This is a genomic window from Streptomyces sp. NPDC006512 (assembly GCF_040611935.1).
Taxonomy (GTDB): domain Bacteria; phylum Actinomycetota; class Actinomycetes; order Streptomycetales; family Streptomycetaceae; genus Streptomyces.
This window is the reverse complement of sequence record NZ_JBEXPG010000108.1, coordinates 1-13,843: the sequence shown is the minus strand read 5'-3', so window position 1 is coordinate 13,843 and position 13,843 is coordinate 1. Positions and strand designations below refer to the sequence as shown.

Sequence of the window (13,843 nt, the reverse complement as noted above, 5' to 3'; positions counted from 1 at the left end):
CGGACAACGCTTCCCACTCCAGATCCGACAGTTCATGACGACGCACCATGCGGCACATGATCCCCCATCAGAACCCTTTGAAGACAGTGCCTAGTCCGCAGGTAGGGGGCTGGCCTGCTACCTCGGACCGATTGACGCCTACCCGGGTCGGCGGGTGATCATCGTGATGATCGTTGGTGTCGGCTCGGCCCGGAGGGGGGCGGTTCAGCATGTGGGGAAAGTGGATCGGCTGCACGGTACCGGTGGCGGCGCGGGGGCGGTTCGCCGCCGCTCAGCGCGCCTGGGCGGCCATCGGCGACCAGCAGGGTCTGGTCGGCCAGGTGGGCGGCTGGGAAGCCCCGACCGGCCGGGCCCGCGTCCTGGGTCTGTGGAGCGACGCGGAGGCGTACCGGCGCTTCATGCGCGATCGGCACGACGAGGTGTTGGCGGGCAGCCGCCAAGGCGAGAGCTGCACCGCGATCGACACGGCCGCCGGGGAGACCGTGCTCGTCATGGCCGGAGAATCGGCTTCCCTGGCCCGCGCCGTGCAGGACGCCCGACTGCTGCGGGTCGCCGACTGCCGGCTCCTGCCGGGCCGTGACGAACGGTTCCTCGACGTCCAGCGCGAGGTGTGGGCACCGGGTATGGCCGCGGCCGGCGGCATGCTCGCGGGTGTCGTCATCCGGCTCGACCCGCACCGGTACCTGGTCACCACCCTCTGGTCCGGCCACGCCGCCCACGAGCGCTACCTCGCCGCGCACTTCCCGGCCCTCAGGGCCCGCGCCGGGCTCCCGGACGACCTCCGGTCGACGACCGGGCACCTCATACCCCTCGAACCCGACTGGTGCGTCCTGCCCACGGCGCCGCGAACGGGCGCGGCGCCGCCGCTCCGTCAGGGGCGGGAGGTCAGGGTGTAGACGGGGGCGGCCGTGCCGGACCGGTCCCGCCGCGCCGGGGAGGAACCGGCGAGGAGCACGTCCGCGTACCGGTGCGGCGTGTGGGCGGCGAGGTAGCGGTCCTCGGCCGGCATCCATTCGTCCACCCACAGGGAGCGGGCTTCCTCCCCGTCCCGTTCCAGTCCTCGGCTCAGGCGTACCTCTCGGGGCGCGTCGCAGAACACCCGGAAGGTGTAGGCGGAGCGCAGGTCCGCGTGGAGGGCGTGGACACCCTCCACGACGAGCGGGGTGGCCGGCGCGAGGGTGGTCCATTCGGCGAGGCGGTCCTGGTCCCAGTCGTAGCGCTGGTAGTGGACGGCGGCGCCGTCGGTGGCGGGGCGCAGTACCTGCTCGTGGAGGCGCCGTAGGTCGAAGTGGGCGGCGACGGCCTGGCCGGTGGTGGCCGGCCGGGCGGCCGAGGGCAGGTGGAAGTCGTCGATGTGGACGACGGCGGCCGGTCCGAGCCGATCGGCGAGCAGCGCGGCCAGGGTGCTCTTGCCCGAGGCACCCGGACCGTCGATGCCGAGCAGCACGGGCCTGCCCTGCTCGGCGGCGCTCGCACCGATCGTCCCGGCCAGTTCCTCGATGTCACAGATGCGTTCGGTCATGGTGCGGCCCGTCCGTCCCCGTCCGTCCCCGTCCGTCCCCGTCTTGCCTCGGTCAGGTTGCCCATTGTGCGCCGGGGACCGGGAGGCCGGGGCAGGATGGACCGGGTGGCGCCCCCTCTGCCGCTCTTTCCGGCGCCCGGGGAGGCGACCCGGCCCGATCTCGTCCGATCCGAGAAGGAGCGACCAGATGCCACTCCCGGCCGACCGTGTCCGTGCCGCCCGGCACCTCCTGGAAGAGCTCGGCGCCGCGTCCACGGAACATCCCGGCGGTACCCTCGGCGCACACCTGCACCGGGTACAGCAGCGGCTCGACCGCTGGGAAGCCCGTCCGGCCCTCCAACTCGCGGGACTGTGCCACGCCTTCTACGGGACCGACGGGTTCGCCACCGCGCCGATGCCGCTCGGACACCGGGCCACACTGGTGGAAGTGATCGGCGTCGAGGCCGAAGCGATCGTCTACCTCTACGCGAGCTGCGACCGCGAGGCGTCCTACCCCACCCTGGCCGAGCCGGGCGCGGCCTTCCGGGACCGGTTCACCGGCAGCACGTTCACACCAACCCTCCAGCAGCGCAGCGATTTCGCGGAACTGACCGCCGCCAACGAGCTGGACGTCGCCCACGTCGACGCCGGCTTCCGGGCATCGTACGGAGCCTCCCTCCTGGCACTGTTCACACGGCTCCGGCCCCTGCTGAGCCCCTCGGCATGGCAGGACTGCGTGACCGTGCTGACTCCTCCCCCGACCGGTCCCGCCAGCCGGCCCCGGAACGCGCCGCCTACGACGGGACCAAGAACCGGAGTTGATGGTGTCCGTGAAGGATGAGGGGGTGCGCCGATGCGCGGAGGGTTCGTCTGTCCAGAACGGACAAGAAAGGCAAGGAGGAACAACCCACTCCTTGCCACTCTTAATTTATAGCGCAGTGGGGGGCTTGCGGCAAGGCCCCCGTCGTGGGTCAGAATCTCGGACCGAGCTCAGAACCTGCGGAAATGGGAGATTCACTCAGTGCATGTGTTGTTGTCGGTTCACAGGTCGTGCGGTGCCGTCGATGCGGTGGTGGGCGCATGAACCCTCTGACCACCACCAGCGCGTTCGACCTTCCCGGTCACCTCTCCCCCAAGGCGGACCCGGCGCTGATCGACGCCGACGAGCGGCACTTCGGGGCCATCGCGGAGAGCCTCGAGCAGGCGATCGCCGAACTGTCCGACCGGCTCGCGGCCGCACGCAGGGCGCCCGGTGGCATCGGCCGGGAGGCGATGGAGCGGGACGCGGAGATCCACCGCCTGACCAGTCGTCTGCGCACCCTGCGCCGCTTCGGCCTGGACCTGTGCCTGGGCCGCGTCGTCCCGGCGGACGGCGGCGAGCCCGTGTACGTCGGACGCCTCGGGCTCACCGACAGTGCCGGGCGCCGGCTGCTGCTCGACTGGCGCTCCCCGGCCGCCGAGCCGTTCTTCGCGGCGACCCACGCCGGCCCGATGGGTCTGGCGAGCCGCCGCCGGTACCGCTGGACCGGAGGCCGGATCAGCGACTACTGGGACGAGGTGTTCACCACCGACGGGCTCGAAGGGCACGCCGCGCTCGACGACCAGTCCGCGTTCATCGCCAGCCTGGGCGGCAACCGGTCGGACCGGATGCGCGACGTGCTCGCCACCATCCAGGCCGACCAGGACGCCATCATCCGGGCGGGGTCCCGCGGCGCCCTCGTCGTCGACGGCGGTCCGGGCACGGGCAAGACGGTCGTCGCCCTGCACCGCGCCGCTCACCTGCTGTACTCCGACCCGCGCCTCGGCCACCGTCGCGGCGGCGTCCTGTTCGTCGGTCCGCACCAGCCCTACCTGGCCTACGTCGCCGACGTCCTGCCCAGCCTCGGCGAGGAGGGCGTGCAGACCTGCACCCTGCGCGACCTCGTCGCGGAGGGAGCCGGAGCGGGGGCCGAGACCGACCCGGAGGTGGCGCGCCTGAAGGCGTCCGCGGAGCTGCTGAAGGCGATCGAACCGGCCGTCCGCCTGTACGAGGAGCCGCCCACCGAGGGGATGACGGTCTCCAGCCACTGGTCCGACATCTGGCTGAGCGCCGATGACTGGGCGGCGGCGTTCGAGGCCGTCGAACCGGGCACTCCGCACAACGAGGCGCGCGACCAGATCCGGGAGGAGCTGCTGACGATCCTGATGGACAAGGACGACAGCGACGTCGCGCCGGAACTGCTGCGCAGGTCGCTGCTCCAGGACCGGGACCTGATCAGGACGCTCGACCGGGCATGGCCGATGCTGGACGCGGCCGAACTCGTCGGGGACCTGTGGTCGATGCCCGCCTACCTGCGCAGGTGCGCCCCGTGGCTGGGCCCCGACCAGGTTCGCGCACTGCAACGCGCGGACGCCCGGGCCTGGACGGTGTCCGACCTGCCGTTCCTGGACGCGGCACGGCAGCGCCTCGGTGACGCGGAGGCGTCCGTGCGCAGGCGTCGCCACGACGCCTCCGTCGCCGCCGAACGCGCGCGCCGGGCCGATGCCATCGATAGCCTGTTGCAGAACGTCGAGATCGACGAGAGCGAAGGCGCGGTGGGGATGCTGCGCGGACGGGACCTACAGGACACGCTGATCGACGACGCCGCGCGGCCGGGTGTCGAACCGGACCTGCTGGCCGGTCCGTTCGCGCACGTCATCGTGGACGAGGCCCAGGAACTGACCGATGCCGAATGGCGGATGCTGCTGCAGCGCTGCCCGTCCCGGAGCTTCACGATCGTCGGTGACCGCGCGCAGTCCAGGCACGGGTTCACGGAGTCGTGGCAGGAGCGGCTGGAGCGGGTCGGGCTCGACCGGATCACCGTGGCTTCCCTGAGCATCAACTACCGCACGCCGCAAGAGGTCATGGCGGAGGCCGAGCGCGTCGTCCGTGCCGCGCTCCCGGACGCCAACGTGCCGACCTCCCTCCGCAGCAACGGCATTCCCGTCGTGCACGGTTCCGTCGCGGATCTGGACTCGGTGCTCGACACCTGGCTGGGCGCACAGGCCGACGGAGTCGCCTGTGTCATCGCCGCGGGTCCCGTCGAGAACGGTACGGTCCGGGACGCGTCCCGGGTCCGGTCGTTGACGCCGGAGCTGTCGAAGGGGCTCGAGTTCGACCTGGTCGTGCTCGTCGATCCGGAGACGTTCGGCGAGGGCGTCGAGGGAGCGGTGGACCGCTACGTCGCGATGACCCGCGCGACCCAGCGGCTGGTGATCCTCAGGACCCCCTGACCCGGCACGGATCCCGGGGCGGCGCCTACAGCAGCCGCGTTCCGGCCTCGGGGAGCTTCGACCACCAGTGGTGGTAGCGGCTGTAGACGGCGGGCTCGCGCGGGGCGAGGAGGGCCGTCAGGGACCGGGCCTCCGACGCGAGGCCCTCCCAGGCGGCGGGGGACAGGGGGTGGAAGGCCGTGGCCTCGATGCCGCCGGGCACCGGGCGCCAGACGCCGGCGACGTGTCCGTCCACCAGCAGGGTGGGGAGCACGTCGCCGTTGCGCCGGATCACGAGGGGCCGGTAGGCCGGGGGTATCACCCGGCCGCGGTCGGCGTAGGCCAGCAGGACGCTGTCCCACATGGCCATGAGGCGGGGCGGCGCGGGGGTGTCGGCCGGTGGCCGCGAGGCGCCCGGGAGGTCGAACAGCGTGTCGCCGTCCGGCCCTCGGAGCTGCTCGACCGCGCCGTCCAGGGCGTGCAGCGCGGCGCGTACGGGGGCCCGCCGCACCATGGCGAACTGCGCCACGTCGGCGACCGACGCGGGCCCGAACCCCGCCAGGTAGCGCAGGATCAGGGTCCGCAGCGCCTCGGGGTCGACGGCGCGGCCCGCGGGCACGGTGCCGGTGCCGGCCGCGACGAACGCCGGCCGGTGGCCGAACGTCCAGGTGGCGCCGGTCGGGGCGTGGTGGAGCGGTGCGTACCCCTTCAGCCCCCACCAGGCCCCGTCCTTCTTCTCCGCGCCCAGCCGTTCCTCGGCCCAGGCCTGCATCTCCGCCGAGGTTCGCGGCCGGCGGGCGAAGGCCAGCAGCTCCGGGACGAGTTCCTCGGCGTCGGCCGGGGTCAGGCCCGCGACGGCGAAGCGGGAGCCGAGCCGGGACGCGTACAGCGTGGGCTGCATCGCCGTGCGGAACGCGGGATAGTCCTCGGCGTGCACGGCGTGGAGGGTGATCCGCATGAGGGTCGCCTTGACCACCGATCCCCCGGTGAAGGCGGCGTCGAGCGCGGCCGGCGCGAAGTCGGTGAGCCGGTTCCACAGGGCGAGGTACGGCGATGCCGGGTCCTGTGCCTGGAGCGCGACGACCCGCCGCACCCCTTCGGGGACGGGCAGCGGTGCACGGTCGAGCAGCAGCTGCCGGCTGAGGGTGGCCCGGTTGAGTTCGCGCGCGGTGATCGTCACGGTCGGGATTCTGCCCTGTCTAGGCCGTCTCTTCCGGTGCCGCGTCGTGGACGATCAGGGCGACCTGGACGCGGTTGGTCACTTCCAGTTTGGTGAGGATGCTCGACACGTGGGCCTTGACCGTGGGCAGGCTCATGTAGAGCCGGGCGGCGATCTCCGCGTTGGTACGGCCCTGCCCGATGGCGAGGGCCACGTCGCGTTCCCGGGCCGCGAGGCGCGCCAGCCGGTCGCGGGCCTGCGTGCGGGCCCGGGCGGGCTCCGTGGCCGGGGCGGCGACGCGGGCGATGAGCTGCTGGGTCACCGCCGGGGAGAGGACGGGTTCGCCGGCGGCCACCCTGCGTACGGCGGCCACGATGTCCGTCGGCGGGGTGTCCTTCAGGAGGAAGCCGGCGGCTCCGGCACTGAGCGCCCGTACGACGTACTCGTCCGGGTTGAAGGTCGTCAGGATGACGATCGCGGGGGGATCTGGCAGGGCGCGCAGGGCCAGCGTCGCGGCCAGGCCGTCCATCACGGGCATCCGGATGTCGAGGAGGACCACGTCGGGGGCGTGTTCCGCGACACGGGCGAGGGCCTGTTCGCCGTCGGCCGCTTCCGCGACGACGGCGATGTCCTCGACGCCGCCGAACATCAGCTGGAGCCCCATCCGCACCAGCGGGTCGTCGTCGGCCAGGAGTACGCGGATCATGCGGACCACGGCAGCCATCCCTGGACGAGGTACTCGCCGTGTTCGGGGCCGTGCCGCAGCTGTCCGCCGGCCAGGGCGGCACGCTCGCCCAGCCCGATCAGGCCCCGCCCGGATCCGGGGATGGCGGAGCCGGCGGGCACCCGCTGTGCGGGTACGGGGTTGCGGACGATGATGTCGAGCCCGCTGTCGCGGCCACCGCTCACCTCGACGACGACGGCGGCGCCGGGGGCGTGCTTGCGGGCGTTGGTCAGTGCCTCCTGGACGATCCGGTACGCCGTGCGGCCCGCCAGGTCCGGGACCCGGGCGGGGTCGTCGACGTCCACCCGCAGGTCGAGGCGCATGCCCGCGGCGCGGGATTCGTGTGCGAGGCGGTCGAGGTCCTCCAGTACGGGCTGGGGTGCTTCGGCCGGCCCGCCCCGCGCGTCCGCCGGTTCGTCGCCGGGCGCTTGCAGCACGCCGATGACCATGCGCAGGTCCTGGAGGGCCTGGTGGGCGTTGTCCCGGATCACGCCTGCCGCGCGGCCCACGGCCGCGGGGTCGGGGGACCTGTTGAACTCCAGGGCGCCGGCGTGGACGCTGAGCAGCGACAGCCGGTGCGCCAGTACGTCGTGCATCTCGCGGGCGATGTCCTCGCGGGCCCGCAGCTGCGCCTCGACCGCCTGCCGGGCCGCTTCCTCCTCGGCGCGCCGGGCCCGTTCGGTCAGGGCGTCGACCAGCATGCGGCGGGAGCGTACGAACAGGCCCCAGCCGACGGCGAGGGCGACCAGGGCCCAGGCGATCAGGAGGATGCCCAGGGTGGAGAAGGCGGTGCTGGGCATCTCACCGAGCACCATGACGAGGGGCACGGGCAGCGCGGCGGCCGCCGCCACCCACAGGGTGGTGCGCAGGGGGCGGAGCGCGGCGACGGTGAACAGGGCGGCCATCGCGGAGACGGTGACGGCCGGGCAGGTCAGACCGAGGGCGAGGGTGACGGCGGCCACGGCCAGCGGGAAGCGGCGGCGCCACCAGAGGGCGAGCGCGGCGCCCGTCCCGGCGACCAGCCCGGTGCCGAAGAAGCGGGGGCCGTGGCTTCCGTGCCCGACGTGGAGGAAGTCCTCGACGGGGAACAGCAGCCTGGTGCCCACGCCCATGCGCGGGAACATCAGCAGCGGGTTGCTGCTGGTCATGGTCAACGCCACCGACAGGCCGAGGGCGAAGACCACGACGGCGAGGTCGATGGTCCGCTGGCGTGGGATTCGGGGCATGGGCCAAGAGCGTACGCGACGCAACAGGGGCAAAACGTACATCCGGTCCTTGGTCGGGGAACCCCATACTTTGGATACCGCGGCCTTCACCCGCCCCCCGGAAGGTCGCCGTCCGCCCCTCCGAAGGTCGCCGCGTGCGCCGACCTTGAGCCGATGTGCCGGACCGGACGGCTTCCCTAGCGTCGGCGCCATGAACAACGGACCGAAGCCCGCGACCCTGCTGCTCGGCGTCCTCGCCGTGCTGCTGGTCGCCGCCGGCGGGGTGCCCCTCGCCCACGCCCTGTGCGCACGCCTCCCCCTCCCCTCCTACCTGCCGGTCCGGACCGCGGACCTGACGCTCCTCGTGGCCGGCGCGACCCTGGGGTCGGCGGCCCTCCGACGGGCCGGGAGCGGCCGGTGAATCGCTCCGGCACGCCCGCCGTCCCCGCCCTGCGTGCGGTCGGGCTCGGGCGCCGCTACCGGCGCGGCTGGGCCCTGCGCGACTGCACCTTCCAGATACCCGCCGGACGGGTCTGCGCCCTGGTGGGGCCCAATGGGGCGGGCAAGAGCACCCTGCTCTCCCTGGCCGCCGACCTCCTCACGCCCACCGAGGGTTCGATCAGCGTCTTCGGCGCCGCGCCGCATTCGCCGGCCGCCCGGCGCACGACCGCCCTGCTCAGCCAGGACAAGCCGCTCTACCGCGGCTTCCGGGTGGAGGAGGTCCTGCGCATGGGCCGGGAGACGAACCCCGGCTGGGACCAGGCCGTCGCCGAGCGGGTCATCGCGGGCGGCGGCATCCCGCCCGGCGCGAAGGTCGGCTCGCTCTCCGGCGGCCAGCGCACCCGCGTCGCCCTCGCCCTCGCGTTCGGCAAACGCCCCGGTCTGCTCATGCTGGACGAGCCGATGGCCGACCTCGACCCGCTGGTCCGCCACGAGATGGCGCAGCTCCTGCTGACCGAGGCGGACGCGCACGGCACCACCGTGGTCCTCTCCTCGCACGTGGTGTCCGAACTGGAGGACACCTGCGACTTCCTGCTCGTCGTCGGCTCCGGCCGGGTCCGCCTCGCTGGCGGCATCGACGAGCTCCGTACCGCCCACCGCCCCGGCGGCGACGGCCCGGCACCTTCCCTGGAACACCTCCTCATGACCTACCTGCGCGACCCCGCCCTGCCCACGGTGATCACCGCCTCCGCCCGCCCCGAGCCCGCCCGGGACCGGGCATGAGGGGCCCGGTGGGCCTGCGGGGCGTGACCTGGCTCGTGTGGCGCCAGCACCGGGCCGTCCGCTGGGCGCTCCTCACCGGATCGGTACTGGTCGCCGGCTTCTTCCTGATCGGCGGGTACGGGGCGGCCGACGCCGTCACGCCACGGCTGTCCGAGTGCGCGGGCGCGGCGGCGGAGAAGTCCCGGGAGTGCGTGGAGCTCCTCAAGGAGTTCCAGCAGCAGCACCAGTACCCGCTGCGGCGGCCGTTGCAGGTCCTGGTCCTCCTCCCCTTCGTGTTCGGCCTGTTCCTCGGCGCACCGCTGTTCGCGCAGGAGCTGGAGTCCGGGACGTACCGCACCGTCCTGTCCCAGTCGGTGACGCGTACGCGCTGGTTCCTGGCGAAGCTCGCCGTGCCCGCCGCCCTGACGGTCCTGTTCGGCGGGCTGGTCACCGCCGCCGCGACCTGGTGGTGGCACACGATCGACGGCCCGGTCGGGAGCGGTTTCCCCTGGTACGGCCCGATGCCCTACGACGCGATCGGCCCGGCCCCGGTCGCCAAGTCCCTGCTGTTGCTGCTGGCCGGGGTGACTTCGAGCCTGCTGATCCGGCGCACGGTCGCCGCGATGGGTGCCACCGTGGTCGTCGGCGCGGTACTGCTGTACGCGCTGGAGCAGGTGCGCGGCGCCCTGTGGCCGGTACGCGTGGCGCAGGCGCGGGGCGGGGCCGTCCCGGTGCCGGACGGCGCCTGGTTGCGCGCCGAAGGGCTGCTGTCCGCGACCGGACAGCGGGTGCCCGACGCGAGTGCGTGCCTCAGCGCCGGGGACTACGAGCAGTGCCTCGCCCGGCGGGGGGTCACGGGAGAGTGGGCCGAGTACCATCCGACGTCCCACTTGTGGCCGCTCCAGTGGATGGAGACGGGCGTCTGCCTGGCGGCAGCCGGAGTCCTCGCGCTGTTCTGCTTCTGGTGGACGCGGCGCCGCCTCACCTGAGGGAGCTCACCGGCGTGTCACGGGCGCGCGGCGGGGGCGGCCCGGCCGGGCTGCCTACCGTGACCCCATGAACGCACGCACAGCGCTGCCGTCCGCGGGGTACGGGATCCGGTGCGCCGGGCCGGCCGAGTCGGGGGCGGTCGCCGCGCTCCTGGCCCGCGCCTTCGCCGACGACCCGGTCACGACGTGGATGTTCCCCGGGGCGTCCGGCCGGGAGCGCCGGATGGCCCGCTTCTTCAAGCTGGTCGAGCGGCAGCAGCGGCCGCGCACCGGCGGTGTCCGGGTGGCCGCGACGGCCGACGGGCGGTTGCTGGGGGCCGCGCTGTGGTCGGGTCCCGGACGCTGGGAAACCTCCGCGCTGCGGGAGCTGGCGGCGATGCCGCAGTACGTACGCGCCTTCGGCCCGGGCGGACTGCGGCGTGCCGCGGACGTCCAGAACACCCTGCACGAGGCCCACCCCGACACGCCCCACTGGTACCTGCCGTGCCTGGGGACCGATCCGGTCGCACAGGGCGGGGGCGTGGGTTCGGCGCTGGTGCGGCAGCAGCTGGCCGACTGCGACCGGCTCGGGCAGCCCGCCTACCTGGAGTCCAGCAAGCCCTCCAACGTCCCGTTCTACGAACGGTTCGGCTTCCGTGTCACGGGAGAGATCCGGCTGCCGGACGGCGGGCCGGTCCTGTGGCCGATGTGGCGCGACCCGGGCACCGGCGGCGGCCCCGCAAGCGGTGGTCCCGCGCGCGACGGCGGCTGAGGCGGGGCCGTGGGGAGCGCCGCGCAGCGCCTCCTGATGAAGGGCTTCGGTGTGCCCAGTGGCCTGCTGGGCCGCCTCGGCGGCCGGCTCATGGCGCACGGCAACGCCGCCGCCGAGCGCCGTGTCGTCTCGCTGGCCGCGCCGTCCGAGGAGGAGGTCGTCCTGGTCGTCGGTCCCGGGCCCGGTGTCGGGCTCGTGGCCGCCGCCCGGTGTTCGGCCCACGTGATCGGCGTCGACCCCTCCTACGTCATGCTCGCCGCGGCCCGCCGCCGGTGCGCTTCCGCGATCGACGGGGGCCGTCTGCGCCTCGCCCTCGGCACCGCCGCCGACACCGGTGAACCCGACGCCTCCGTGGACGTCGTGATCTCCGTCAACAACGTCCAACTCTGGCCCGACCTCCCCGGCGCCTTCGCCGAACTGCACCGCGTTCTGCGCCCCGGAGGCCGCCTGTTTCTCTCCGCCCACGAGAAGTGGCTCCCCACCGCCCTGCCGGCCCTCGCGCACACCGTCCGCGCGGCCGGCTTCACCGACGTCCGCACCTGGACGTGGGAACCCCCGGGCCGTGCGCCGTCGAAAGCGGCGCAGCTCGGCGCGGTGCGCGTCTAGTGCCGTGGCCGGGAAGGTTTGCCGGGGCGCGGCGTCCGGTGCGGTGCATCTCAAGGCGGAGGGCCGCGGCTCGTACCGGACGTACCTCCGTGGTCCGACAACGCGGAGAGGTTCCGTGCCGGGCGTCGCGACCCGGTGGACCTTTCCGGTCACGGCACTAGGCAGTGCCGTCACAGTCCTGTCTGCCCGGCGGGGCTACTTCGGCGCGACGGCGCCCGAGTCCGCTGACTGCTGCATGCCGGAGGTGTCGACCGCCTCGAAGTCCGATCCCTTGAAGGCCTTGAGCCCGCGGAGCTGGGCGTTGTCCCACCCGGGGTTCTCCTCGCCCGTGATGAACCAGGCCGAACCGTTGTCCGCGACGATGGCGCCGTACTTCTTGAGCGCCTCGGCCACGGCCTTGGCCTGCGGGGCCAGCTTCGAGGTGTCCACCGAGCTCTTGAGCCGCAGCCGCAGTCCCATGGGCGGGAGCGACGCGTCCGCCGCGGCGCCCGCCTGGTGCCGCGCGGGCCAGACGTAGCTCTGGTCCGAGCGGGGCACCGTGATGCGGATCGCGTGGTCGATCCGCCCGGCCGCGGCTTCCTCGTAGCGCACCAGCCCGGGGAGGACGGCGAGGCCCGCGGCATCGGCCGAGGTCCACCCGTCGGGCCTCAGCTCGTGGCTCCGCAGGTCGAAGACCGCCCCCGAACCGGCGTGCCAGGCGTTGCCGCCCTGCGGCTCGGCGTCCCAGAGTTCGTACGACTTGCACAGGGCCCGGTCCCAGACGACGACGTGCCGGTCGCCGTCGCTCGCCGGACCGTTCTCGATCTTCGCGTCCTGCGGGATCCGGTACCCGGACCTGTCGCTCTCCTCGGCGTAGTCGAGGGAGACCTTCGCTTCCGGTAGCTGCGTGTCGGAGACGGTGATGGGGATGCCGATGGGGCTGCCGTCGACGAGCCCCGACCCGAAGTCCGGGTGCAGGGGTTCCGCGGAGCCGATGGAAGCGACGTAGCGGGCGGAGTCGCGGTGCACGGGAAGCGTGTCGACGGGCGCCCGCCAGAAACTGTCGGGGAGGGAGGTCCGGCAGGAGGCGTCCCGCGTGCCGGCGCCGGCCGTCGCGGCGGACGCCCTGTCGCCGGGGTGCGCGTATCCGGAGGGGTGCGCGTATCCGGACAGCAGGCACGCGGCGGCGACGGCGGAAGCGGTGGCGAGTGCGGGGATCCGCTTCGTGGTCATGGCCTCACCTCATCCGAGCGCCCCTTCCAGCCTAGGCACGTCCCCGCTCGGGCGCTCTGCCGCGGGCATTCACCCGGTTGCGTCGCCGGGTCGGGACCGGTGCGGGCGGGGGCGCGACGTTGGATGGACGGCAGGCAGCGAGTCGTGGAGAGGCTGGGTGGTCGTGGTGAGGCGTGGTCTGGCGGCGGGTGCGGTGATCGTGATGGCGGTCTGCGGTACGGCGGGCTGTTCCGACGGGGCGGGCTCGGCCTCGGACGCCGCGTCGAAGGCGGCCTCGGCGGTGCAGTCGGCCGGTGCCGCGGTGTCCTCCGCGGCGTCCGCGGCCGCTTCCGCCGCCGCGTCGGCGGCGGCCGCGGCGGAGGACAAGTTCGCCGACATCAAGAACGGCGCGCAGGCGAAGGACGACGTGACGCTGGGCGCGGCGTCGAACGACGCCGAGGGGTACACGGTCGTCCCCGTGACGGTGAAGAACACCGACGCGTCGAAGAAGTCGTTCGCGGTGCAGGTCGACTTCAAGGACGAGAGCGGCAACCGCCTCGACACGGTCGTGGTGACCGTCGCCGACGTCGCGGGCAACGGGACGGGGCAGGGCGTCGCCCGCAGCACCCACAAGCTGACGGGCACCTCGTTGGCCAGTACGGCGAGGGCAGTGCGCTACTGACCGGCCAGGGCCGGCGCTCCGGGTTCAGTGGCCGCCGGGCAGGTCCCCGGCGCCCGGGAGGCGCGTGCCGCGGTTGACCGCCCTGCGGATCGCGCGGGCCAACAGGCCCAGCAGGAAGGCCTGGAACAGGTACGAGACCGCCAGGACGGTCCAGATCGCCGCGTCCCCCTGCGCCCACGAGCCGGCGGAGTTGACGCCCGACATCAGGAAGGCTCCGGTCGGCACCGCGAGCAAGAGGGCCAACAGGCCCGCGGTCTGGTTGGCTTCGTCGCCGGCTCCGACGAGCAGGAGGAAGCACCCGAGTCCGAGGTAGAGGCCCGAGGCCCAGTTGCAGAAGGTGAGGCGTACGAGGGCGCGCAGGGAGCGCATGTTTCTCCTGGTGGGCCGTGTCGGTGCGGGGCGCGGCGGCGCCCCGGGCGGTGATCACCATCGTCGCGGGGTGGCGTGACCCGCGCCTGAGTACCCGTACTCAATGCTCCTGGGGAGGGGCCCCCGGTCCGACACGACCTAGGCAGTGTCTTCAAAGGGGCTTTAGCCAGAGGAACAGGGATGCGACGGTGACGGCTGCCTGGTAGGACTCGCGGGTTTTGTCGTAGCGAGT

Annotated in this window: 15 protein-coding genes; 9 read left to right on the top strand and 6 right to left on the bottom strand. The window is 73.4% G+C overall.

Translation table 11 applies throughout. From position 1 onward, the window contains the following. Positions 1–209: 209 nt before the first annotated feature. Positions 210–896: a DUF4937 domain-containing protein gene (locus ABZZ17_RS39010; RefSeq protein ID WP_356883975.1), complete on the top strand. Its 687-nt coding sequence runs from the start codon at positions 210–212 to the stop codon at positions 894–896. Here ABZZ17_RS39010 and ABZZ17_RS39005 read toward each other — a convergent pair. Beyond that, positions 872–1,522: a uridine kinase gene (locus ABZZ17_RS39005; RefSeq protein ID WP_356883973.1), complete on the bottom strand. Its 651-nt coding sequence runs from the start codon at positions 1,520–1,522 to the stop codon at positions 872–874. The two genes, ABZZ17_RS39010 and ABZZ17_RS39005, sit on opposite strands and share 25 nt — an antisense overlap. 187 nt (positions 1,523–1,709) lie before the next feature. Here ABZZ17_RS39005 and ABZZ17_RS39000 point away from each other — a divergent pair, with 187 nt between their 5' ends. Both ABZZ17_RS39000 and helR read left to right on the top strand, forming a co-directional pair. Further along, entirely contained in the window at positions 1,710–2,342 is a 633-nt protein-coding gene (locus ABZZ17_RS39000; RefSeq protein WP_356883971.1) for a DUF6817 domain-containing protein, read from the top strand. 239 nt (positions 2,343–2,581) lie between these two features. Next, the gene (helR, locus tag ABZZ17_RS38995; RefSeq protein ID WP_356883969.1) at positions 2,582–4,753 is read left to right on the top strand and encodes an RNA polymerase recycling motor ATPase HelR; all 2,172 of its coding nucleotides are present in this window, start codon (positions 2,582–2,584) and stop codon (positions 4,751–4,753) included. A 25-nt stretch (positions 4,754–4,778) separates the two neighbouring features. Here the strand turns inward: helR and ABZZ17_RS38990 are convergent, their stop codons facing one another. Genes ABZZ17_RS38990 through ABZZ17_RS38980 form a run of 3 tightly spaced genes read right to left on the bottom strand, consistent with a single transcriptional unit; the run spans position 4,779 to position 7,841 of the window. After that, positions 4,779–5,912 (bottom strand): winged helix DNA-binding domain-containing protein, encoded by a 1,134-nt coding sequence (locus ABZZ17_RS38990; RefSeq protein WP_356883967.1) that lies wholly within the window; start codon positions 5,910–5,912, stop codon positions 4,779–4,781. A 19-nt stretch (positions 5,913–5,931) separates the two neighbouring features. Beyond that, complete coding sequence (locus tag ABZZ17_RS38985) at positions 5,932–6,597, bottom strand: response regulator transcription factor (RefSeq protein ID WP_356883965.1); 666 nt, start codon at positions 6,595–6,597, stop codon at positions 5,932–5,934. Then, positions 6,594–7,841 (bottom strand): histidine kinase, encoded by a 1,248-nt coding sequence (locus ABZZ17_RS38980; RefSeq protein WP_356883963.1) that lies wholly within the window; start codon positions 7,839–7,841, stop codon positions 6,594–6,596. The genes ABZZ17_RS38985 and ABZZ17_RS38980 overlap by 4 nt, the downstream gene beginning before the upstream one ends. Positions 7,842–8,031: 190 nt before the next feature. Between ABZZ17_RS38980 and ABZZ17_RS38975 the strand changes: the two genes are divergently transcribed. The 5 genes from ABZZ17_RS38975 to ABZZ17_RS38955 all read left to right on the top strand — a co-directional run bounded on the left by ABZZ17_RS38975 (position 8,032) and on the right by ABZZ17_RS38955 (position 11,369). Continuing rightward, complete coding sequence (locus tag ABZZ17_RS38975; protein ID WP_356883961.1) at positions 8,032–8,241, top strand: hypothetical protein; 210 nt, start codon at positions 8,032–8,034, stop codon at positions 8,239–8,241. Then, positions 8,238–9,044 (top strand): ABC transporter ATP-binding protein, encoded by an 807-nt coding sequence (locus tag ABZZ17_RS38970; protein WP_356883959.1) that lies wholly within the window; start codon positions 8,238–8,240, stop codon positions 9,042–9,044. Before ABZZ17_RS38975 ends, ABZZ17_RS38970 begins: the two co-directional genes overlap by 4 nt. After that, on the top strand, positions 9,041–10,012 hold the full coding sequence (locus ABZZ17_RS38965; protein WP_356883957.1) for an ABC transporter permease subunit: 972 nt from the start codon (positions 9,041–9,043) through the stop codon (positions 10,010–10,012). Before ABZZ17_RS38970 ends, ABZZ17_RS38965 begins: the two co-directional genes overlap by 4 nt. A 67-nt stretch (positions 10,013–10,079) precedes the next feature. Continuing rightward, complete coding sequence (locus ABZZ17_RS38960) at positions 10,080–10,763, top strand: GNAT family N-acetyltransferase (protein ID WP_356883955.1); 684 nt, start codon at positions 10,080–10,082, stop codon at positions 10,761–10,763. A gap of 9 nt (positions 10,764–10,772) precedes the next feature. Then, positions 10,773–11,369, top strand: coding sequence for a class I SAM-dependent methyltransferase (locus ABZZ17_RS38955; protein ID WP_356883953.1), 597 nt, complete (start codon positions 10,773–10,775; stop codon positions 11,367–11,369). 195 nt (positions 11,370–11,564) lie between these two features. On the opposite strand, the gene ABZZ17_RS38950 is transcribed toward ABZZ17_RS38955, so the two are convergent. Beyond that, positions 11,565–12,581 (bottom strand): hypothetical protein, encoded by a 1,017-nt coding sequence (locus tag ABZZ17_RS38950; RefSeq protein WP_356883951.1) that lies wholly within the window; start codon positions 12,579–12,581, stop codon positions 11,565–11,567. A gap of 166 nt (positions 12,582–12,747) precedes the next feature. Between ABZZ17_RS38950 and ABZZ17_RS38945 the strand changes: the two genes are divergently transcribed. Next, positions 12,748–13,242, top strand: a complete 495-nt coding sequence (locus tag ABZZ17_RS38945; RefSeq protein WP_356883949.1) for a hypothetical protein — start codon at positions 12,748–12,750, stop codon at positions 13,240–13,242. Positions 13,243–13,266: 24 nt separating this feature from the next. Here the strand turns inward: ABZZ17_RS38945 and ABZZ17_RS38940 are convergent, their stop codons facing one another. Further along, a complete protein-coding gene (locus ABZZ17_RS38940; RefSeq protein ID WP_356883947.1) occupies positions 13,267–13,611 on the bottom strand; it encodes a hypothetical protein in 345 nt (114 codons plus the stop codon). Positions 13,612–13,843 lie beyond the last annotated feature (232 nt).